Source organism: Agarivorans sp. QJM3NY_29, from assembly GCF_050870835.2.
In the GTDB taxonomy this organism is placed as follows: Bacteria; Pseudomonadota; Gammaproteobacteria; order Enterobacterales; family Celerinatantimonadaceae; genus Agarivorans.
In genome coordinates this window covers 246473-266309 of record NZ_CP194036.2, presented here as the reverse complement: position 1 = coordinate 266309, position 19837 = coordinate 246473, and the positions used below count along the sequence as shown (strand labels likewise).

Here is a 19837-nt window from a genome sequence, read left to right as displayed (position 1 = left end):
TTTCACCGAGGAGTAATCGATATGTACCAATTAATCGCAACCGATCTTGACGGCACTTTGCTCAATGCAGAGCATCAAATTTCAGAACATACCCAACAAACCATTGCTCGCCTCTATGAGCAAAATATTAAGTTTTTAATTGCCACCGGACGCCACTACAACGATGTGCGACCAATCGCCGATCAATTCGACTTTCCAATGTATTTAATTACCTCCAATGGTGCCCGCGTCCACAATAAAGCCGGCGAAGTTCTGTATCGTGCCGATCTGAGTTCCGCTGAAATCACTCGTATTCTGGAGCTATCGGCAAAATACCCACTTCATCGAAATATTTACCACGAAGACAACTGGTACGTTGAAGAAAACAATGAATACGTCCGCTCCTTCAACAAGCACTCTGGTTTTAACTATCAGTTGACCGACTTCGATCGGATAGATCATCAGCATATCTGTAAGCTATTTTTTGTTGCAGAACATGAATTACTACAACAGCTCGAAAAGGAACTGGTCGATGAATTTGGTGACAGCCTCAATATTACCTTCTCACTACCCGACTGCCTTGAGGTAATGACAGCCAAGGCCAACAAAGGCGCAGCCTTACAAGCGGTATTAGAGCAAAAATCCATCGCACCAGAGCACTGTATTGCCTTTGGTGATGGCCTTAACGACAAAGAAATGCTCTCTTTGGTCGGCAAAGGGGTAATCATGGCCAACGCACACGACCGTTTAAAGTTGACATTACCTCATTTAGAACAAACACTTAGCAATAAAGAAAATGGTGTGGCGGAATTTTTAATCGGTACATTTAAGCTATAAATAAAAGGAAATCACGATGAGGCTAATCAAACGACTTTGCATCGCGTCCCTCGCGAGTATCGGCTTGGTAGCCTGCGCCCCAACACCGCCCCCCACTCAGCCAAGCAAACCATCCGAGGCACCACCGAGTCCTCATCAACCAAACACCCGATTAAAGGGCTGGTTAGTCAACTCACCCGAGGCCACAATATTCACTCCCTGCCAAGGAGAGCAAGCTTATTGGCTCGATTTATCCAGCGATGACCGGCAACTGCTCAGCCGTTTTGCCAACCACAGCCAAGTCTACGTAGAATTTGACGGTCGTTTCAACAACGTGGGTATGCAGGCGCCTGAAGCGGATTATCGGGCCAAGATCAGCCCACAACGCTGGCAGTATCTGGCCAGCGAAGGCCCCGGCTGTGAAGCCAAAACCCCAGCGCTGCACGCTATGGGAAACGAACCCAGCTGGCGAATCGACATCAACGAAGGCAAACTGCAACTGAGTACTCTCGCCGGTACGAGCAGCCACCCAATTTACCGTAGCGGTGTGGATCAAGGCACTCAGTTTTGGCAATCTGCTGACCAGCTGCGACTCGCGGTAAAGGCCGAACAGTGTTTCGACAGCATGGCCGATACCGTTTATGCCTATCACGCCGAGCTACTCTACCAAGGGCTTCGCTATCAGGGCTGCGCCCGTCGCCCCTTTCAACAAGATATTGAACCACTTAGCGGCAACTACCAAGCCAAACTCGCCACCGCATCAGGCAGTGGCCGAATGGTCAATCTCACTCTCAACCAAGATTTAAGTGCTGAATTACAAAATAACTATCTCGCTCAAGACAAAAGCTTTATTGAAAAAGGCTACTGGCAACCGCTTGATCAAACCAGCCTGCTACTTACCCTGAGCCAAAGCCAGAACCAACCAGTAAACAGCCAGATGTATTTTGATTGGGACGGTATGTTGCTGCGACTGCGTGACCCCGAGCAACAGCAGCAGGGCAAACTGGGTTTAAATATGATGAAAATGAATGGCCCGGCACCGGCGCCAGGCCCCAGTGAGCCAAGCCATATCCAACGTCGCTTCGAGCCAGCCAGCCTGCTCGCCAGCAGCGACTACGATCCACAAGTTGAAGGCGCGCTCAAACAATACTTCAAGCTACACCGCACCGCGCTAAATGGCACCCGCTACCAATGGTGGAAATTTGATCTCAACGGGGATGGTCAAGATGAAATAATCACTTATCTGGACTGGTGTGGCAGCGGCGGCTGCAGCTTATTAATTTTTGAAGCTAAAGACAGCGGCTATCGCTTCCTTAGTAAAACCACGCTGGTGCGCCCCCCCTTCTATCTTGCTTCCAGCAGTAACGCCCGCTGGCAAGATCTACTGCTGGAAGTTTCTGGCGGCGGCGCGATCCCGGGGCTTCGGCTGCTGCGTTTCGACGGTTTAAGTTATCCGGTCAATCCGAGCATTCAGCCCGATGCGCCAAACCCGGCACCCTTAGCGGGCATCACCTTCCTTGCTGAGCCGTTTAGCCAAGACGTTGGGCGCGCCTTAAAATAAGCGCAACATCCCCGCTAGCGCCGGAGCAGCGCTAGCGGTACAATGCCGCTGATTTTTTGGGGGCAGGCATGACACAAACATTCGATGTAATTATTATTGGCGCCGGCGCCGCGGGTTTAATGTGCGCCGCCACCGCAGGTTATCGCGGGCGCTCCGTGCTGGTGCTGGATAACGCCAAAAAAGCTGGCCGCAAAATACTCATCAGTGGCGGGGGACGCTGTAACTTCACCAATATCAATGTGGCCCCCAACAACTATCTGTGTAGTAATCCGCATTTTGTAAAATCAGCTCTGGCCCGCTATCCCTCAAGCAACTTCATCGAATTGGTCGAGCGCCACGGCATCGAATACCACCAGCGCGACCACGGGCAGCTGTTTTGCAACGACAACGCCAAACAGATCGTCGACATGCTGCTCACCGAATGTGACTGGGCAGCTGTGAACATCCGCTTGCGCAGCGAAATCAGCAGTATTCAACAGCTCGATGAACAAAGCTTCGAAGTCCAAGCCGCTGGCCAATCTTATCAAGCCAGCTCGCTGGTCATCGCAACTGGTGGTTTATCCATGCCCAAACTTGGCGCCAGCCCCTTTGGTTACCAAATTGCCGAACAATTTGGCCTCAAACTATTGCCAACCCGCGCAGGCCTAGTGCCATTCACCTGGCATAGCGAACAAAAACAACGTTTTGAAGCGCTCTCCGGGATCGCCGTCCCCTGCTGTATCACCGCCGCCTGCGGCAACCAATTTAGCGAAGCGCTGTTATTTACCCATCGCGGCTTATCTGGCCCCGCGATTCTGCAAATCTCTAACTACTGGCAAGCCGGCGAAGCGATCCACATTAACCTGCTCCCAAAGCAAGATGCGCTAGCCCTGCTGGAACAGGTGCTGTTACAACACCCCAAACAAAACCTCAAAAACACCCTCAGCCAATGGCTTCCCAAACGTTTAGTCGAAGCCTTGTTTGACCAAGCGCAGCTTGCCAAAGCGCTTAATCAATTGGGCCATGGCGAGCGCGACAGCATTGCCAAACAACTCAATGATTGGCAAATCACCATGAACGGCACCGAAGGCTATCGCACTGCAGAAGTGACCCTCGGCGGCGTCGACACCAATGAACTCAGCTCAAAAACCATGCAAACAACCAAAGTAAAAGGCTTGTATTTTATTGGAGAAGTGATGGACGTAAGCGGCTGGTTAGGCGGCTACAACTTTCAATGGGCCTGGGCCTCCGGCGTCGCCTGCGGGCTGGATTGTTAGTTGTATTGATGAAATTAAAACGAAGATAATTTGAATAGAACGAAGACAATCTTTTTAGTAAAAGCCTCTAACACATTGAAATTATAGAAAATAGATTGTCTTCGTTTTGAAAAATAATTGTTCTAACCGGAAGCGCTAATTTTCCTTCATCAAAAAAACTAGCCACAATACGTGTTATCAGTTGGCTTAGTTTTGTAACTCACTTTTGGACATAAATGAGTTACACAATTTCCTAAAATGGCATTAAATGGATTACTTAATGTATTGCAAAATACTCTAACCTATTAGCCAAGTTTACTCTTCCACCACACTTGTATGATTGGCCCACACCTGCGGGCCAATCATAATCTATCTCACCATCAAACCATGTTGTGGCAAAAGCTCTCGCAATACATACCAACGATGATAAGAAGCCGCTTGATAGTAACGATAGATAGGATGTTCCATCGCCTCAGAGCTACTGCGATGGCTAAGAGCTCCAAAACCATCATTCCAATCTCTATACTCTGGAATATCTTCCGCGATATTGAGTAATTCACCGTACTGAGCTTCGTGTTTCCACTTATCAATGCGAGCCCCCCCTGCACCTTGGAAAGCGAGAACTTCCGTTATCTTGTTTTTCAGCGCCGTCCAGTCCTGTCTTTGCTCGGGTTCAGTATACTCTTCTGGTAATGCTGCCAGCATAGAGTGAAGTTTGTGACAATACTCAAGGAAAGTCGCAGGGTTATCCCTCCAACCAGAATCGTGGCCACTGTCGTATTCAAAACGCCACTTCAAGTACGGCCTGTCAGGAAATGTCACCACGCCCCCATGACCTAACGCCCCAGACAGTTCCTCAGCGAGATGAGACTTAATGTTGCGAACAATTGGGTTAAATCGTGCAAAAAAACTGTCTTTTTTACCAACAATATATGCTTCCATTTTTTCATCTAACTCTCTGAACTCAAAAGAGTCATTACCTACCCGATTGTGTCGAGAGCTCACTCCTGAGAAACCGTAGTGCGCGAATGTGTCAGCGTATACGTGAGCCATTACCCCTAGCAACTCCAGAAAGTAAGGTTTTGCAGCTTGCTCTAGGTGGTTTTGACACATTTGCTGGGCAATCACGCTATCTTTGCGACATACCAACCGCTCAGTGAATGAATTACCTTCATTTCCCGGTAAGAAATGGTAAGGCACCCAAACTTGTCTTTGGTCATCAGGGTCAATGTTGCTTACATCCGCAGTGTGATGCGCTGTTGCTTCGACTCGACAAGCCGAAGCATCCGCTAAATCAATGCCGTTTTGCTGTGCATTGTCATCTACAAACTGAGCTGCGGTCGCTATAATACGTGCCGATTCTCGGTTTAGACCTGCGGCGCGAGCAACGCAGAATGTACCGTAATAGTGCATATCAATTTGCATAGTTCCTCCTATCGAACGGCTTTCACGATGTCTTGTGCCAGCAGCCAAGTCTCTTCACCAAGCTGTCGGATATTATTTTCAAGTTCTGCCACACTTAAATTTCGATTCGTAGCTACTTGAATCACCTCCATCAACGCTTGATATTGGGCATGCCCTTTAATTGCAGGACTTAACGTCGCCAACTCAAAACTAGTGTTTAACAATAACTGAAGCTCTCGCTCTGCCAATTGACTGTTCGCGTGAGCAACAGACTTCTTAATTCGATTTCTCATACTCATTTGACTTTCTCCATATAAGGTTGTGCTTTCTGTTCGAGTTCACGAACCTTATCTAAGCCTTGAGAAGCCTGATCCGATAACTCACTAAGTTGTTGATTGATATTATTTCTTAATTGCTCTAAATCGACACTTTCAAGTAGGTCATTCTGCACATCTTGCACCTCTCTGATGCTATTCAGGTGAGCAGTAATGGTTTGATTCCCCTGCTTCATTAATGTGAAACTCTGGCGAATATCAGCTAACATCACATACTCAGCTTCTTCCAATGGCACTATGAGCTCAAGGCGCTTCGCCTCAATTTCTTCGGTAGCAACTAGAGCCCATTCCTTCACCCCATTTAACTGAGCCAGCCTATTAGGCTTATCCACGGCGACAAAGTCTTCCACTTGGTTGTCATAAACCACTTTCCCCTGCGCCATTTCAATCAGCATTCCTTCGACTATCCAGTCTTCCAACAAGGCTGGCACCCACTCTTTGTACAAATAGTCTTCTCGTTGCTTTTTAAGAACACTGATGTGCTGACGAACCAAGTCCATGTATGCTTGTTCGACATGCGTCATGTCCTTATCCATTTTGTAGGACAGCTCAACGACTTCTTTAGGGATCGAAGCAGAACAAGCTGAAAGAAGTACAGAAAGTATGAGTATCCATAATGACTTCATATTACTTCTCCTATAAAAGTTATGATCAGGGCGTTAACTGCCTCAACATGAAGTAGATATAACGGCATTGCTAAAACAATGACCATCACACCTATCTTTTGAAGGTTTTTCGCGAACCCTCGATCTGCATGTGTTGTTCGAATTGCATGAGATGCAAACACAGTGAGGAACAGAGCCCCCGCTTGGCTTATCGCAGTTAAAATGATTTGAAAAGGGAGGTTATCCAAGCGAATAGCCTCGATATAGGCTTTTAACCCTTGACCTTTTAACGCTTGGACGATACTGACGTAGTAAGGGTCTATGGGCGATCGATAGATGGAATAAAGAATGTAAAACAGAACACCATAGGCTAAGGTCTTAATAACTTTAGTGTTCTTGGACTCAAAATAACTGAGCGTAAAAGCGGTATTGAAAAGAAGGAAAAGTAGACTAAAACCTAGAGCCCATTCTCGATGGCGAATATAGAGAATCGCGGCGATGACACCTAGCACTCCAAAGATGAACACCTCACCATCACCTTGCGATTTCGGTGATTGGCCGCCGTTGTAGTTGTGATTGGTAACGTTGTTGCCATGACCAATCTGGATGTTACTGTCATCACTCGCGGTTATTGTGCCGCTATTCGAGACTCTAAAATGGCCCTTTGACAGCCCCTCACCGTTGCGAGAGTCTGCATTAAGTATTTTAGTCCAAACAATGCCAGCGATCGGACCAATTAGAACCGCGAGCACTAAGGGATCTGTCAGTAGATCTAACATAGATGTAGTACCTTTCTGCAAGGCGGGTACCCCCGCCAAACTAAATTAATGTTACTTAAAGTGGATATGAACGTTTATGCTTACAAACGTATTCGAGTCGGCCGAAACGGCGACGCACATACGCGCATACATCAACGAGTTTTGGTCGAATACTCATGAGAGATTCCTCCATACTTTTTAATAAAGAGGGAACTCAACGATTGAAGTGAATGCTATAGAAAGGTAATATCGCAATTGTCACCGAGCGATTGGGTTTCTATAGAGACCTGAGACCTCTTAGTGTTGGGTCTTGTAATCGATCACTGCAATGACGACTACATTTCACTTCGCTAGTAAAAAGGCACTTTTAGTATTTTACTGAAAGTGCCTTTTTATTTTTCTTTCCGGATGCCTTTAAAAGGCGCGCCATCTTGCTTCACATCCATAAAACGCCCAGTATTCGCGTCACGCTTCACCCAATGCCCTGAAGGTGTTTGAGTTTGTGAACGTTCGCGAACCATACCATGACGACGGTTATCGCCTGTTTTTCCGTTAGTTGCCATTTGGCCCCTCCTACAAATTCAAATGAAATTTCATGGAACAAAGCTATCTAGCATTGACCACACTAATATTGTGCCATAAAAACCGATCAAAGATCAACCAATATATAAAAATTTAATTGACGCAGGTTAATATTTTAACACTGCACACTGAAAAATATTCAAAAAAAGTGGGGTAAAAAATCTTTTTTTGCTATGCTATGGTTAAATTTAGTTAACAAAAAACTGAAAGAGACATACAGAATGTACACTATCAATGGCTTAATGGAAGAAACCGGTAACCAATCAAGAGCGGTACGACTCGCGTTTATCGATTTTAAGGTTAGATTTAGTGGAAAAATATTTAGAACAGAAATAGTAGACGAATTTGGTGTATCTGAGCCTTTAGCAACTAAAGATCTCAATGAGTACAAGCAACTTACTCAACAAAATAATATTCACCCGAAGTCTCACCAGATCAAACTCGATACTTATTCCCCTCTGGTTGATATAGATGCCCGTAAGGCTCTCGAAATGCATTTTGAAGGTTTCTGTCGCCATAAGCTAAATACTAATGAATCCCCTTATTATAAACGAGCTTGTGATTTGAAAACCGATCTAGATCCAGGTTCAGTAGCTGTCATTACAAGGGCTATTACAGACAACAAACAAGTTGTCGGAGAATACATATCTGCTAATAGTCTTAATCGTAACATTCGCAGATTAGAACCCTCTACAGTTTTCTTTGATGGTTTAAACTGGGTTTTTCGAGCAAAAGATATTAAAGAAGACTCTAATCACTCCATATTCAAAAGTTTCCATTTTTCACGCTTTAAAAGTATAACGTCTACGAATGAAAACTCACTATCATCAGTTAATGATGATAGTGAGTGGAATACACTTATTCCGATCCAATTAAGCCTACATCCCAACCTCGATGATAAAGGGAAAGAAGCTATTCGCATCGAGTTTGGCATGGGTAACAATGACGACCTAGTAGTCGTTGAAAAAGCCGTATTTGCTTGGTCATTACTAGAAAGGTGGTCCGTTGACTCAGGGACAACTCCTTGCAATGTCCCTACGGAAGCGAACAGGTTCAATTTTTACTTGAAGAATGCTGATATGTTAAAACACGTGAATAGTGTCGAACGAATGATGCATGACTATGTGATAATAACTGAAATGTGGTAATCCTCCCATTATTAACCGCATTTATTCGTAGAATTCATGCTGCCGTTTTTAGTGGTGGGAACCCTCCATTTGCAAGGTGTGGTCGTTGATGATTGTAGAACCATAACCATTGGGTCGCCCGATCTTGAACATCTTCAAGTGTGTCAAACAAATACTTACTCACTAAGCCAAACCTCATAGTACGGTTGAACCTTTCTATATACGCGTTTTGTTGTGGGTTTCCTGGCTGAATATAATCGATTCGAATGTCGTGGTTGTTGGCCCATTTAATAAACGCATGGCTAATGAACTCAGGACCATTGTCGCAGCGGATCGCAACAGGTTTGGTTCGTTGTTCGATGAGCTGCTCTAAGATCCGAGTGACTCGTACTGTGGGCATTGAAAAATCAGGTTCTGACGCCAGACCTTCACGTTTGTAATCATCTATCACATTGAATAAACGGTACTTCCGGCCATCAGATAGCTGATCATGCATAAAGTCCACGGACCAAACTTGGTTTGTTTTAATCGGCTCTTTAAGAGGCTCTGGCGTATGGCGATTCAGGCGTCGTTTTGGCCTAATACGTAAGTTTAGAGCCAATTCGCAGTAGATCCGATAAACCCGCTTATGGTTCCATGTATACCCTTTAACGTTCCGCAAATGGTGAAAACACAGGCCAAAGCCCCAGTCAGAGCAGTCTTCACTGTTGCACAGCGTTACTAACTCCTGAGCTATCAACTCATTCTCAGGTTGAAGCTTCGATTTATAGCGATAGCAGGTCTCGCTGATCCCAAACCAATAGCATGCACTTTTAATGCTGATGTGATAGTTCGCCACCGAACGCTGAGCCATCAATCGACGCTCACAGGGCTTCACCACTTTTTTGCCATCGCCTCTGAGATCACCTCTGCTTTAAGGCGTTCTTCCGCATACATCTTTTTAAGCCGTCGATTTTCATCTTCGAGTTCTTTCATCCGCGCCATAAGGGATGCGTCCATACCGCCGTATTTCGAACGCCACTTGTAAAAGGTTGCGTTGCTCATTCCATGCTCACGACAGAGCTCAGGAACAGGTGTACCAGCCTCAGCCTGCTTGAGAATAGATAAGATCTGACTGTCCGTGTAACGTGACTTTTTCATGTTGAATCTCCTGTATTTACTATACGAGAAAATTCTACTTTTGCATGGGATTAATTTTCGGGGGGATTACCATGTAAATGAACAATAAACTAGACACCCATTCTAAAAACAAAACCAACAATAACACCTTTTTGCGACACTTACCTAGGCTATAGCTCAAAAAAACTAAGCAATTTAATGAGATAAGTTTAAGTCGAGGATTAACTTAGCCCTAAAAGAATTATATAAGACACCCATGATTAAATGAAAACAAGACAGCCATCTTGGATGCAACGCCCCATTCAGGGACTTTTTATTGTTGGCTAAGACCCGAACGCAGTGAGAGAATCCAACTGTAAAAATCCCAGCACTGCAATGGCTTGTTATGTTGTTTTACTACTTATCTGCGGAATAAGGGTCTTCTGCCAAAAGGTAAGCTCTTAAATCTGATTTATGTTCTTGTGACATTAACCAAGCACGCATTTCTTTTAATTTAGAGTAAGTTTCAACACCAAATTTAGATTCATAAATATCTGCAAGATTTTGCTTTGCGCTATCTTGACGAATATTACGCTGCCAAGTTTGTGTTACTACTGAATTTAAACAACCAGCTAATCCCTCGCTTTTTAATAATTCCCATTCACCTTTATCTAACCATAATCCACCAACAACAGAGCTATAATCGACTTTATGTTCATTTTGAGAAGATATTCTAAATTTTCTCATTATTGTCCCAGATGACGGACACAACATAGCTTTTTTGTTATCCATTACTTCAGATTCTTCAATCGAAATATCTTCAGAAAATTTGTAGTCTTGATTTCTTTCTTTCCATGAAACGTAGTCTTCGATTAAAATCCAGTTACCACCGCAATTTGAGCACGTATGTGCACGAAATTGGCCGTCAATAAAACTCGGAAATAACGCTCCATTTTTACAACTTGTACAATTCATAATTTCCCTCGTGAAAACTGAATAAACTAGACACCCATTCTCAATAAACTAGACACCCATTCTAAAAACAAAACCAACAATAACACCTTTTCGCAAAATTATTCAAGACAGCCATCTTAAGGCTTCAATTGAACCACCAACATCATGCGATGAGTATCAACTCCTCATACACAGAAAGCGACCTGAATGTAAAAGTTGTAGCATTAATAGACGTTTTTATGGCGAGATAGCGCAATAAACAAGCTCGTGGACGCAGTGTTTCTAGGTTTGCTAAAGACCTACTCGGTCGACAAAAATCAGACCATAAATTACTTAGCCAACATCGAGCCAGCGCTTGGCAGCTGCCATACCTTTGATGCGAAGTTGATTGTGCTCACGCTTGTAGCGTTCTAGTGAATGCCCAGCCCCAACCACACTGGCGAAGTGATGCTCTAAACCCGTGCTCAAGGCTAACCAGCTTTCCTCATCGATTTGTAAGCGCTGTAAAATGGGCGCTTGTGCATCATCGATATAACCACGTTTATCTTCTCTGATAACGCGACCGGTAAGTTCCACCAGTTGCAGGTAGTCTTGTAACTCGAAAGGCAAGCCTTTAGGCATGGTTTCTCTGGGATTACCGACAAAAGGCATTAGCGGCTTGGGTTGCTGACCTTGTTTGGCTTGCTGAATGCGCTGTTTGATACTGGTGTGGTCCGAGGTTTCAGGCGTGCTCGCTATATTTGAGCGAATGGGGTTTAAATCCACATAAGCCATACAAGCTGCTAGGGCTGCTTCATCTAATAGGGCTTGAGATTTAAAACGCCCCTCCCAAAAACGACCGGTACATTGGTCTTCTTTATTGGCAGCTCGAGCAATGTATTCATTCAAATGGCGCATAAACCAGCTTAAATCAAAAAGGCGAGTCCGATAGACTTCAGCTGTGGCGTGAATGGCCTGTAGTTGCACCTCACTTAACTTCGGACCTAACTCAGAATTGAGATACATCTGAGTCAGTAAGGTGCCCTGATGCAGACTATGCCAGCGTTCTAACACTTCATCCATGGACCAAGCTTTAGCTTTGGCCTTATCGATGTGCAATACCACATGAGTATGATTACTCATCACTGCATAAGCACAAACATCAATGGCAAACACCGACGTCAATTTGAGCAAATAATCTTCCACCCACTGGCGACGGTGCTCATAGCTTTTACCTGTGTGTTGGTCTTTACCGCACAAAAAAGCCCGCCGAACACAGCGGGAAATACAATGATAGTAAGATGTATCCGATAAGCTCACTTGCGACTGTCTTGACCGAGGCATGGCAATAACTCCCAAAAATCAACTATTGATAGTTTAGATTATTACTGGCATTTGGCTAGTTGGGGTGGATGTCTAGTTATCTCTCTAGATTATTACTGGCATTTGGCTAGTTGGGGTGGATGTCTAGTTATCTCTCTAGATATCTCTTTCTCATTGAGTTCAATCCAGCACTCAGAACTGCCTTCAGCATCGATGTGTTCATCATGCAGCACTTCTACTCGAACGATGACACATGTCTTCAGCATTTGGCGGCACCAGATTTAGCTTGAGTTTTGCCTACCTCACTTGACAAACAATCAATTATTTAATTTCGATAGCCCAAAACTATCGTACTCATCGAAACTATCCATTTTAAGTAATGCGAATAATTCTCAATAATATCCACATCGACATAGAGAAAATTCTTAGGGGCAACACGATGATCAAGACAATAACTTTTGCAGCAATTCACTTTACCATTGCAACCTTGGTCGCTTTTACTTTAACCGGTGACTTCTTGCTCGGCAGCTTAATTGCCATGATTGAACCTTCAATCAATACCTGCGCTTTTTATGCTCACGAAAAAGCTTGGCAGAACATCTCATTTCTAAAACGTCATGAATCGATGACACAAGTGAAAACGATAAGCTTTGCGGTGATTCACTTCAGTGTGGCATTTATGGTCACCTATACATTAACCGGCGATTCTTTCATTGGTGGTCTGATGGCGACGATTGAACCAACAATTAACTCGGTGGCTTACTTCTTCCACGAAAAAGTATGGCTACGCAGAACTCAGCAGACTGATTTTGCTAAGGGAAGTATGCACTACGCATCATAAAGATGCTGGCATCCTCTTTTTTAATCAAAGCCTTGATGACTGCTTATTGATGCAACAGGCAACATTAGCGGTCGATTTAAGTATTGCTGGTGTTTTAGCATGTTAGCCAGCATTCAGCTGGCTTGAAGCGATATCATTCTGCGTATTTTGTAAGCCAAAGATGATTTATGTGCTAAGTAGAAACAGCATGTTTATGTTTTTCAATAACTCACAAACTCTGGGTGTGAAACCAGCAAAGCTGCCAGCCTAAAAGGATTAAATCAATTTCTTTGCGGTATGAACATCTACAAATAAAATATCTAAATAACCACCGGTAAGTGCGCCTTTAATCGCCGCCAATTTATCTAAACCACCAGCTAAGGCAACCACCCGAGGACAGTCTCTAAGTAACTTAAGATCCATACCTATCACCGGATCTTCATCTTCGGCTAACACGGCGTTCCCGTCAGCATCAAAATAATGCAAGCAAATATCACCAACCGCACCGCGTTTAGAGAGCTCTTCCAACATGTCAGGGTTATAGTAGTTACCAGAAGACTTTAATAAATGAGATGGCTCCAGCATGCCAATCCCAACCAAGGCATAATCCACTTGATTAAAGAGGCTGACCACTGAGCTGACTTCTTCGGTATTGAGTAGCATTTTTTTATAATTAACTGTTCTTTCGATACTCTGAGACGGCAATAAATGAGGCTGACAATTGAGTAGTTCGGCTAATGAATGAGTAAGCATAGAAGCCTGAGCGTTGCCATTTACTCCAACCCCTCCCAATAGTTGAACAACACCATTTGCTTTTACATTAAGCGGATGTAACTGTTCAACCATTTCTCGAATGGTGCCACTCCAAGCGGAAACGCCCACTAAGGAGCTAGCTGGTAAAGAGGTTTGCATATAGTGCGCGGCAGCCGAGCCGATTGCCCGTTTGATCATATACTCATCGGCATTTTCTGCCACATCCACCACAATCGCCTGCATCAAAGAATATTTATTTTGCAATTCAGCTTCTAGATTTAGGTACACGTTGGCAGGTTGAACCACACTAATTTTAACGATGCCTTCTTTGGTACAACGTGAAAGCGCCCGAGAAACAAATGATTGAGAAAGGTCGAGCTTCTTCGCGATCTCAGACTGTTTTTTACCTTCGTTGTAATAAAGTGTGGCAATCTTGACTAATAATCGCTGTTCGTCTCTCTTCAACATAATCATCCTTACAACAAATATACGGGATATACTTGCCCGCAATTATATTCAATTTTGCATATAAATTCACGAAAAGCTTATGTTTAAAAAAGACCAACTTGCGAGGCAAGTTGGTCAAGGCCCTCAACAAGCTTTCAAAAACTTATCTTGGATGGAAATCTCAAACCACTAACTATGTTGGTAGCATTCAACCCCCAAGTACTTGGTGAATGCTTCATAAAGCACATCCCCAGTTGACGAGTGATTCATTGCAACATGGTGCTCAAAACCATTATTACAAATATGCGAGAGTAGGGTTTCCAGCTCTTTAACCTGAACCACCGCGCGGCAGCCAACAGTATCTAAGTCATCATCAACGAATTTTCCTTCGCCAACGTAAGATTTTACTTTCCCGGTAAAGTCATCGGTAGAAAGGCGGAAATAAGTAAGCGGACCTGGTTTCATCCGGCCATTTATCGCGCCACAAGTATTCCCACAACCCACCGTGGTGCCAATAATATCGGCGGTGCTCATAAAAGGATTATCTAATTCTGAGGTCGCGAAGTTACCACAGTGGAATAACACACACTTATCGCGATCTTCACCAAAGTTATTGTTCCAATCAGCTATCGATGCTGGTTTTTGCGAAGCCATGGACAGCGCGTACATCGACAACGCTCCCATCACGTCAACTTCACAGGCACTTGGGATCAGCTGGCCAGACATCACGCTCATAATCGAACAAACATTTACCCCCAGTGTTTTCTGCAACGAGGTCCAACACTGAATGGCGGTGGTATGAATGTCGTTTTCGGCAATCCACTGGCTAATCACCACAAACAATTTAGCCATTGTTAGCAACTTGTCTTCGGCGATCTCTTGGGTATCTGCATTCGACTTCAATAAGCTCAGCTTCTCGGCAATCCGCAAATCGTTATCTTGCACATTGTCTACGCTTGCGAAAATTTCCGACAAATCAATCGTTTCAACGGTAACGCCCAAACGCTCAAGAATTTTTTCACTATAACGAACAGTATTAAAGCTGGCAGGTCTGGCACCAATCGCCCCCACACGGCAACCTTTCATTTTGCTAACAACCCGGCAAACATTTTCAAATTGAGTTAAATCTTTTAGAAATACATCGCTTTTCAACTCACATACGTGCTGAGTTGTCAGTGAAAAAGGAATGCCATATTGGCGAAGATTATTGCACAGTGAAATCTTGCCACAGAAACTGTCACGACGGGTGGCTAAGCCCATCTTATCTAGCGAATCGGATTCCGCTTGAATTAGTACCGGAACATTCACACCAGATATACGGATGGCATCGGCAATTGCTTTTTCATCACCAAAGTTTGGCAAGCAAACTAAGATCCCTTGAATGTCATCTTTATGCTGTTTGAGCATTTCGGCGGCAATTTTTGCATGTTGATAGGTCTCCACCCCTCCATAGGGAGTTTCGGTATCTGACAACATAATGGTTTTAATACCTAAGCTTTCACACACCGTTTGAGTATCTTTGCGGGCATCATCCAGCAGGTAACTTGGGAAGAAATTACGGTTACCAAATAAAACCGCTAAGGTAGTTTGTTGTTGGGTATCTTTCATTCTAGACCTCTCCGTCATTAGCTTGAAAACGAGTTCGCTGAACCGCTCGCTTCCACGACTTATAATTATTGTGAATATGGATCATATTTGGATTTGGAGTGATGACTTCACTCGCTGGCAAAAGCTTCGATAGACTGGCGGCGTCTGGCCACCAGCCTAAAGCTTTACCCGCAAGAAAAGCCGCGCCAAGAGCTGAAACTTCAACAACATCGCGTTTCACAATCCGTTTTTGTAGTAAATCTGCTTGAAATTGCATCAATTGACGATTTTGGGTAGGTCCACCGTCAACCGAAAGCTCATATAGTGAGATTTCGGCAGAAGCTTCCATCGCAAACAATAAATCAGCCACTTGGTATGCGACCGATTCGAAAGCTGCTCTGGCAATATGTGCGGGTGTGACGGCATCGGTTAAGCCAGTAATTAAACCTCGCGCCTTCACGTCCCAATGCGGCGCTCCCAAACCCGCCAACGCGGGCACAAAAAAGACACCATTTGCATCCTCGACCGACCAAGCAAGCTGGCTGAGCGTGTCGATATCCAAGATCCCCAATATTTTAGAGATGAACTTAATCGCCGAGCCGGTATGGGTAATATTTCCTTCCATCGCCAAACTGGGTTTACCATCATCCCAAGCCACCGTAGTCGACACGCCAAAATCGTGTTTAGGTGCCTGTTCGATGCGCACCATCAACGAACTACCAGTACCATAAGTCGCCTTCACAACTCCGGGATTAAACCCACCCTGACCATATAGAGCCGCATGAGAATCACCCGCTTGCGCCAAAATAGGCACACCATCGGCAACAAAGGATAAACCTTGTGTTAGGCCTCGCTCACCGCTAGAGGCAACCACTTTTGGCAAGCATTGCACAGGGATCTGGTACAAATCTAACAATAAGGGATCCCATGCAAAGCGATTAATATTGAACAATTGGTAACGCGAAGCGTTAGAAGCATCGGTAACAAATTGCTTACCGTTACTCAATTTCCAAACCAACCAACTGTCGACCGTTCCGGCACATAACTCACCCCGTAATGCCCGTTCCGTTCCGTTGTCGATATGATTTAACAACCAACGGATCTTTGATGCAGGAAAAAGCGGATCGATCACCGATCCGGTTAAGGCTTTGACTTGTTGGGCTTCCGGCTTTTGGCCGACCTGCTCACAAATTGCTTCCGAGCGACGGCACTGCCAACTCACCAACGGTGTTAAGGCCGCTCCAGTTTTACGATCCCAAACTAACACCGACTCGCGTTGATTACTGATCGCGATACCAGCGAGCAAATCAGGCTCAAGCGCCACCACGCATTGCTCGATGGCTGCAACAGTTGCCCGCCAAATTTGTTCTGGATCTTGCTCCGCCCAGCCCGGATGAGGGTGAGTCAATTCAAGACCCACACTGCCCTTCGCCAATACCTCGCCACTTTGGTTCACGGCAATCGCTTTGGCATTGGTGGTCCCCTCATCAATGGCGAGGATAAACGGCTGAGACATATTAGTTCTCCTTGAGCATCTCAAGCGCATGGCTCACGATGCCCTTGGCATCAATCCCGTGATGTGCGCGTAATGATTTACGATCGGCCGCTAAGGCATAGCCACCATCTGGGATCCCAAGCCGTTTCAAACGACTTGCCGTACCAAATTCAGCAATCACCTCCGCAACCAAAGCACCGACGCCTCCATTGACATTATGTTCTTCCACGCTAATCACATGTTTTATACCTGCCAAAAGCTTGGCTAACTGCTCAACATCGCACGGTCGGATCGAAGAGATACACAGCACTTTCGGCGAAACTCCCTGCTCACGAAGTTGCTCGGCCGCCGCGACAACTTCATGCATGGCTGAGCCCATACCCACGAATACCAGGTCAGAGCCTGTTGCTAATACATCAATCTGTCCCGGTTTAAACTGATAGTCTTGCTCAAATAACTCAGGGAGTTCTTTACCATCCATCCGGATATAAACAGGGCCTTGTTTTTCAATCGCATAATCGATAATTTGACGACACTGTAAGGGCGATGCCGGCGCAAAAATCTCAATATTGCCAAAACCCCGCATCACCGAAATATCATCGATACTATGGTGAGTACTGGCCAAGGGGCCATAACTAGCGCCCGAATTAAGACCAAATAACTTCACATTAGTATTGTTATAACAAACGTCCACCTTAACCTGTTCATTCGCACGTGAGATCAGAAATGGCGCCGCATTACAGGTTGCCGCGACCTTTCCGCCAAGCGCTAAACCGGCCGCCGTTCCCACCAAGGCTTGCTCGGCGATCCCAACATTGACGAGGCGATCAGGAAAAGCCTGAATAAACGGTGCAATCTTCGCGGTAGAGGTTGAATCGGCAACCACCGGCACAAGATCGACCCCTCGATTCACAGCTGCGATAAAACGTTCAACCATAATATTTGCAAAATGCTCTGCGTTAGCCATGATTCAACTCCTCCAACGCTAAAGTGACTTCTTCCCCTTTCGGAACTCGGTGATGCCATTCTGGACGCCCTTCAATAAACGAGATCCCCGCACCTTTAATGGTATTGGCAATCACCACATGCGGTTTTCCCTCGGGCTTCAAACTTTCCAGAGCCGAGACGACCGACGCAATGTTATTGCCTTCACATTCACTCACCTGCATTCCAAAGGCTTGCCATTTCTTATCCAAGGGATCGGTTTGCAGAATGTCTTTGGTAAAGCCCGCTAACTGCAGCTTATTTTTATCATTGATAATAATTAAGTTATCCAATCCATAATGGGCTGCCACTAAAGCCGCTTCCCAATTACTTCCTTCGGCCAATTCACCATCCCCAGTCAATACATAAATCTTTCGCTGGCTACCCGACTTTTTGGCCGCTAATGCAAGCCCAACGGCGACTGGTAAACCATGACCAAGCGCTCCAGTGTTAAGTTCCACGCCCGGCGTCTTGTGTTTCACCGGGTGGCCCGGCAATTTGGAATCAGGGTGCTGGTAGCTCGCTAACCAATCACTTGGAAAGTAACCCGCCTCAGATAAACAGCAGTAGTAGCCACCTGCAGCATGGCCTTTCGATTGAATGTAAATATCACGCTCTGGATCATCGAGCCGATCAGGAGAGCAATTTAAAATTCGAAAATATAAAGATGTGACGAGCTCGACTTGCGATAAGTCAGCACCAGTGTGTCCACCAGCGGGACTTTCCGCATTTAGCACCACAATTCGTTTGCGAATATCGGTGGCTTTCTTAGCAAGTTCATCAATTGATAAACGATAAGGATTCATAACAAACCTCCAATATATTCAATACTGAATATATATTCATGGGGAGAAAAAAAATAGCGTCAAAAGATCAAAATGTGAACAAGACGATATTTTGCTTCTCCAACAATAAACCTAGTCAACAGACTTCTGAGACGTAATCGCAGCTTTGTACTGCATCTTGCTTTGCATCTGATCAATAATAACCGCAACAATGATGACGATGCCTTTGATCACCATTTGCCAGAATTCACTCACCCCCATCATGACTAGGCCATCAGCCAAAATACCAATAACAAAGGCACCAATAAGCGTCCCTGTAATCGTCCCACGTCCCCCGGCTAAAGAAGTTCCACCGAGAACCACGGCAGCAATCGCATTCATCTCAAAGGCAGTACCAGTTGCAGGATGACTTGCAACTAATTGAGATGTCACCACAATACCTGCAATCGCCGCACACAAACCGGATATGGTGTAAACCCAAATCTTGACGTTTTTCACTTTCACTCCGGAAAGCTCAGCCGCCCGCTCATTGTCACCAATCGCATATACGTGTCGACCAAAGGGCAGTTTTTTAGCCACATATGCAATAATTGCCGCAACCACAAACATCATCCAGATGGCATACGGAATACCAAACAAATAACCCGCACCAATCTGGTCAAAGCCCGTATTACCCAGTAACGCGTTCCCCTGTAGCCCTGGAAATGTCTCTCCCCCAGACAACAACATGGCAGCTCCCCGAATCACATACATGGTGCCCAAAGTACAGATAAAGGGCGCAACGTTGTAACGCGTGATAAGAACTCCATTCAATGCACCAATCAGGCCCCCAACGACCATTACAGTTGGCACGATCACCCACACACTGGGAAATATAGCAATGCCAAACATGGGTAACACGATCCCCTTAGAAATCATGAAGCCTGCAACCATGCCACAAAACCCAAGGGTTGCACCGATCGATAGATCGATACCTGCGGTGATGATGACAAATGTAATTCCCAAGGCGAGAAAAGCATTGATCGAGATATGTTTAACCATGATGATTAAACTACCCGGAGCAAGGAATCCATCCACGGTAAATGAGAAAAATCCTAAGATAATGAATAATGCTATAAAAGTTCTTAACTTCAATAACATCAAACCGATGTTTGCTGAATTAAACTGAGATGTTGGCATCGCCATGCCCTCGATTACTTTGGCTTTCATA

The 19837-nt window shown here is 45.0% G+C and carries 19 protein-coding genes and 1 pseudogene; 6 read left to right on the top strand and 14 right to left on the bottom strand.

What is annotated here, in order from left to right; all coding sequences use genetic code 11:
* Window positions 1–21 precede the first annotated feature (21 nt).
* From ACRRS0_RS01190 to ACRRS0_RS01180, 3 genes are all read left to right on the top strand, one after another.
* A complete protein-coding gene (locus ACRRS0_RS01190; RefSeq protein ID WP_432455031.1) occupies window positions 22–816 on the top strand; it encodes an HAD family hydrolase in 795 nt (264 codons plus the stop codon).
* A 16-nt stretch (window positions 817–832) separates the two neighbouring features.
* The gene (locus ACRRS0_RS01185; protein WP_432455032.1) at window positions 833–2356 is read left to right on the top strand and encodes a copper resistance protein NlpE N-terminal domain-containing protein; all 1524 of its coding nucleotides are present in this window, start codon (window positions 833–835) and stop codon (window positions 2354–2356) included.
* Between the two features lie 68 nt (window positions 2357–2424).
* On the top strand, window positions 2425–3612 hold the full coding sequence (locus ACRRS0_RS01180; protein ID WP_432455033.1) for an NAD(P)/FAD-dependent oxidoreductase: 1188 nt from the start codon (window positions 2425–2427) through the stop codon (window positions 3610–3612).
* A gap of 348 nt (window positions 3613–3960) precedes the next feature.
* Here the strand turns inward: ACRRS0_RS01180 and ACRRS0_RS01175 are convergent, their stop codons facing one another.
* The 5 genes from ACRRS0_RS01175 to ACRRS0_RS01155 all read right to left on the bottom strand — a co-directional run bounded on the left by ACRRS0_RS01175 (window position 3961) and on the right by ACRRS0_RS01155 (window position 7256).
* Window positions 3961–5016: a DUF6765 family protein gene (locus tag ACRRS0_RS01175; RefSeq protein ID WP_432455034.1), complete on the bottom strand. Its 1056-nt coding sequence runs from the start codon at window positions 5014–5016 to the stop codon at window positions 3961–3963.
* An 8-nt stretch (window positions 5017–5024) separates the two neighbouring features.
* Window positions 5025–5294: a hypothetical protein gene (locus ACRRS0_RS01170; protein WP_432455035.1), complete on the bottom strand. Its 270-nt coding sequence runs from the start codon at window positions 5292–5294 to the stop codon at window positions 5025–5027.
* The gene (locus tag ACRRS0_RS01165) at window positions 5291–5956 is read right to left on the bottom strand and encodes a hypothetical protein (protein ID WP_432455036.1); all 666 of its coding nucleotides are present in this window, start codon (window positions 5954–5956) and stop codon (window positions 5291–5293) included. The genes ACRRS0_RS01170 and ACRRS0_RS01165 overlap by 4 nt, the downstream gene beginning before the upstream one ends.
* Entirely contained in the window at window positions 5953–6714 is a 762-nt protein-coding gene (locus tag ACRRS0_RS01160; RefSeq protein WP_432455037.1) for a hypothetical protein, read from the bottom strand. Before ACRRS0_RS01160 ends, ACRRS0_RS01165 begins: the two co-directional genes overlap by 4 nt.
* A gap of 371 nt (window positions 6715–7085) precedes the next feature.
* Window positions 7086–7256, bottom strand: coding sequence for a hypothetical protein (locus ACRRS0_RS01155; protein ID WP_432455038.1), 171 nt, complete (start codon window positions 7254–7256; stop codon window positions 7086–7088).
* A gap of 240 nt (window positions 7257–7496) precedes the next feature.
* On the opposite strand from ACRRS0_RS01155, the gene ACRRS0_RS01150 reads away from it, so the two are divergent.
* Window positions 7497–8423 (top strand): hypothetical protein, encoded by a 927-nt coding sequence (locus ACRRS0_RS01150; RefSeq protein ID WP_432455039.1) that lies wholly within the window; start codon window positions 7497–7499, stop codon window positions 8421–8423.
* A gap of 34 nt (window positions 8424–8457) precedes the next feature.
* Here ACRRS0_RS01150 and ACRRS0_RS01145 read toward each other — a convergent pair.
* The 3 genes from ACRRS0_RS01145 to ACRRS0_RS01135 form a co-directional block, all read right to left on the bottom strand.
* Window positions 8458–9542, bottom strand: a protein-coding gene (locus tag ACRRS0_RS01145) for an IS3 family transposase (protein ID WP_432451743.1) whose coding sequence is annotated in 2 segments (ribosomal slippage) — window positions 8458–9293 and window positions 9293–9542 — 1086 coding nt in all. Because the reading frame shifts where the segments join, the coding sequence is not laid out codon by codon here.
* A gap of 375 nt (window positions 9543–9917) precedes the next feature.
* Complete coding sequence (locus ACRRS0_RS01140) at window positions 9918–10475, bottom strand: zf-TFIIB domain-containing protein (RefSeq protein ID WP_432455040.1); 558 nt, start codon at window positions 10473–10475, stop codon at window positions 9918–9920.
* A 312-nt stretch (window positions 10476–10787) separates the two neighbouring features.
* On the bottom strand, window positions 10788–11777 hold the full coding sequence (locus ACRRS0_RS01135) for a transposase (RefSeq protein WP_432455041.1): 990 nt from the start codon (window positions 11775–11777) through the stop codon (window positions 10788–10790).
* Between the two features lie 358 nt (window positions 11778–12135).
* On the opposite strand from ACRRS0_RS01135, the pseudogene ACRRS0_RS01130 reads away from it, so the two are divergent.
* Both ACRRS0_RS01130 and ACRRS0_RS01125 read left to right on the top strand, forming a co-directional pair.
* Window positions 12136–12291 (top strand): annotated as a pseudogene (locus tag ACRRS0_RS01130) (DUF2061 domain-containing protein); the annotation flags it as partial.
* Between the two features lie 90 nt (window positions 12292–12381).
* Window positions 12382–12597, top strand: coding sequence for a DUF2061 domain-containing protein (locus ACRRS0_RS01125; protein ID WP_432456116.1), 216 nt, complete (start codon window positions 12382–12384; stop codon window positions 12595–12597).
* A 255-nt stretch (window positions 12598–12852) separates the two neighbouring features.
* Here ACRRS0_RS01125 and ACRRS0_RS01120 read toward each other — a convergent pair whose 3' ends face one another.
* From ACRRS0_RS01120 to ACRRS0_RS01095, 6 genes are all read right to left on the bottom strand, one after another.
* Entirely contained in the window at window positions 12853–13797 is a 945-nt protein-coding gene (locus ACRRS0_RS01120; RefSeq protein WP_432455042.1) for a sugar-binding transcriptional regulator, read from the bottom strand.
* 168 nt (window positions 13798–13965) lie between these two features.
* Entirely contained in the window at window positions 13966–15384 is a 1419-nt protein-coding gene (locus ACRRS0_RS01115; protein ID WP_432455043.1) for an L-fucose/L-arabinose isomerase family protein, read from the bottom strand.
* 1 nt (window position 15385) lies between these two features.
* Window positions 15386–16879, bottom strand: coding sequence for an FGGY family carbohydrate kinase (locus ACRRS0_RS01110; protein ID WP_432455044.1), 1494 nt, complete (start codon window positions 16877–16879; stop codon window positions 15386–15388).
* Between the two features lies 1 nt (window position 16880).
* On the bottom strand, window positions 16881–17825 hold the full coding sequence (locus ACRRS0_RS01105; protein WP_432455045.1) for a transketolase family protein: 945 nt from the start codon (window positions 17823–17825) through the stop codon (window positions 16881–16883).
* Window positions 17818–18648, bottom strand: coding sequence for a transketolase (locus tag ACRRS0_RS01100; protein WP_432455046.1), 831 nt, complete (start codon window positions 18646–18648; stop codon window positions 17818–17820). Before ACRRS0_RS01100 ends, ACRRS0_RS01105 begins: the two co-directional genes overlap by 8 nt.
* 111 nt (window positions 18649–18759) lie before the next feature.
* Window positions 18760–19836 (bottom strand): ABC transporter permease, encoded by a 1077-nt coding sequence (locus tag ACRRS0_RS01095; protein WP_432455047.1) that lies wholly within the window; start codon window positions 19834–19836, stop codon window positions 18760–18762.
* Window position 19837 lies beyond the last annotated feature (1 nt).

What these genes read in the sequence shown, in the direction of transcription:
- ACRRS0_RS01095 (WP_432455047.1), bottom strand. Translation starts at nt 19,836, where the DNA reads ATGAAAGCCAAAGTAATCGAGGGCATGGCGATGCCAACATCTCAGTTT.
- ACRRS0_RS01165 (WP_432455036.1), bottom strand. Translation starts at nt 5,956, where the DNA reads ATGAAGTCATTATGGATACTCATACTTTCTGTACTTCTTTCAGCTTGT.
- ACRRS0_RS01190 (WP_432455031.1), top strand. Translation starts at nt 22, where the DNA reads ATGTACCAATTAATCGCAACCGATCTTGACGGCACTTTGCTCAATGCA.
- ACRRS0_RS01115 (WP_432455043.1), bottom strand. Translation starts at nt 15,384, where the DNA reads ATGAAAGATACCCAACAACAAACTACCTTAGCGGTTTTATTTGGTAAC.
- ACRRS0_RS01170 (WP_432455035.1), bottom strand. Translation starts at nt 5,294, where the DNA reads ATGAGTATGAGAAATCGAATTAAGAAGTCTGTTGCTCACGCGAACAGT.
- ACRRS0_RS01180 (WP_432455033.1), top strand. Translation starts at nt 2,425, where the DNA reads ATGACACAAACATTCGATGTAATTATTATTGGCGCCGGCGCCGCGGGT.
- ACRRS0_RS01110 (WP_432455044.1), bottom strand. Translation starts at nt 16,879, where the DNA reads ATGTCTCAGCCGTTTATCCTCGCCATTGATGAGGGGACCACCAATGCC.
- ACRRS0_RS01100 (WP_432455046.1), bottom strand. Translation starts at nt 18,648, where the DNA reads ATGAATCCTTATCGTTTATCAATTGATGAACTTGCTAAGAAAGCCACC.
- ACRRS0_RS01140 (WP_432455040.1), bottom strand. Translation starts at nt 10,475, where the DNA reads ATGAATTGTACAAGTTGTAAAAATGGAGCGTTATTTCCGAGTTTTATT.
- ACRRS0_RS01160 (WP_432455037.1), bottom strand. Translation starts at nt 6,714, where the DNA reads ATGTTAGATCTACTGACAGATCCCTTAGTGCTCGCGGTTCTAATTGGT.
- ACRRS0_RS01135 (WP_432455041.1), bottom strand. Translation starts at nt 11,777, where the DNA reads ATGCCTCGGTCAAGACAGTCGCAAGTGAGCTTATCGGATACATCTTAC.
- ACRRS0_RS01155 (WP_432455038.1), bottom strand. Translation starts at nt 7,256, where the DNA reads ATGGCAACTAACGGAAAAACAGGCGATAACCGTCGTCATGGTATGGTT.
- ACRRS0_RS01150 (WP_432455039.1), top strand. Translation starts at nt 7,497, where the DNA reads ATGTACACTATCAATGGCTTAATGGAAGAAACCGGTAACCAATCAAGA.
- ACRRS0_RS01185 (WP_432455032.1), top strand. Translation starts at nt 833, where the DNA reads ATGAGGCTAATCAAACGACTTTGCATCGCGTCCCTCGCGAGTATCGGC.
- ACRRS0_RS01105 (WP_432455045.1), bottom strand. Translation starts at nt 17,825, where the DNA reads ATGGCTAACGCAGAGCATTTTGCAAATATTATGGTTGAACGTTTTATC.
- ACRRS0_RS01175 (WP_432455034.1), bottom strand. Translation starts at nt 5,016, where the DNA reads ATGCAAATTGATATGCACTATTACGGTACATTCTGCGTTGCTCGCGCC.
- ACRRS0_RS01120 (WP_432455042.1), bottom strand. Translation starts at nt 13,797, where the DNA reads ATGTTGAAGAGAGACGAACAGCGATTATTAGTCAAGATTGCCACACTT.
- ACRRS0_RS01125 (WP_432456116.1), top strand. Translation starts at nt 12,382, where the DNA reads ATGACACAAGTGAAAACGATAAGCTTTGCGGTGATTCACTTCAGTGTG.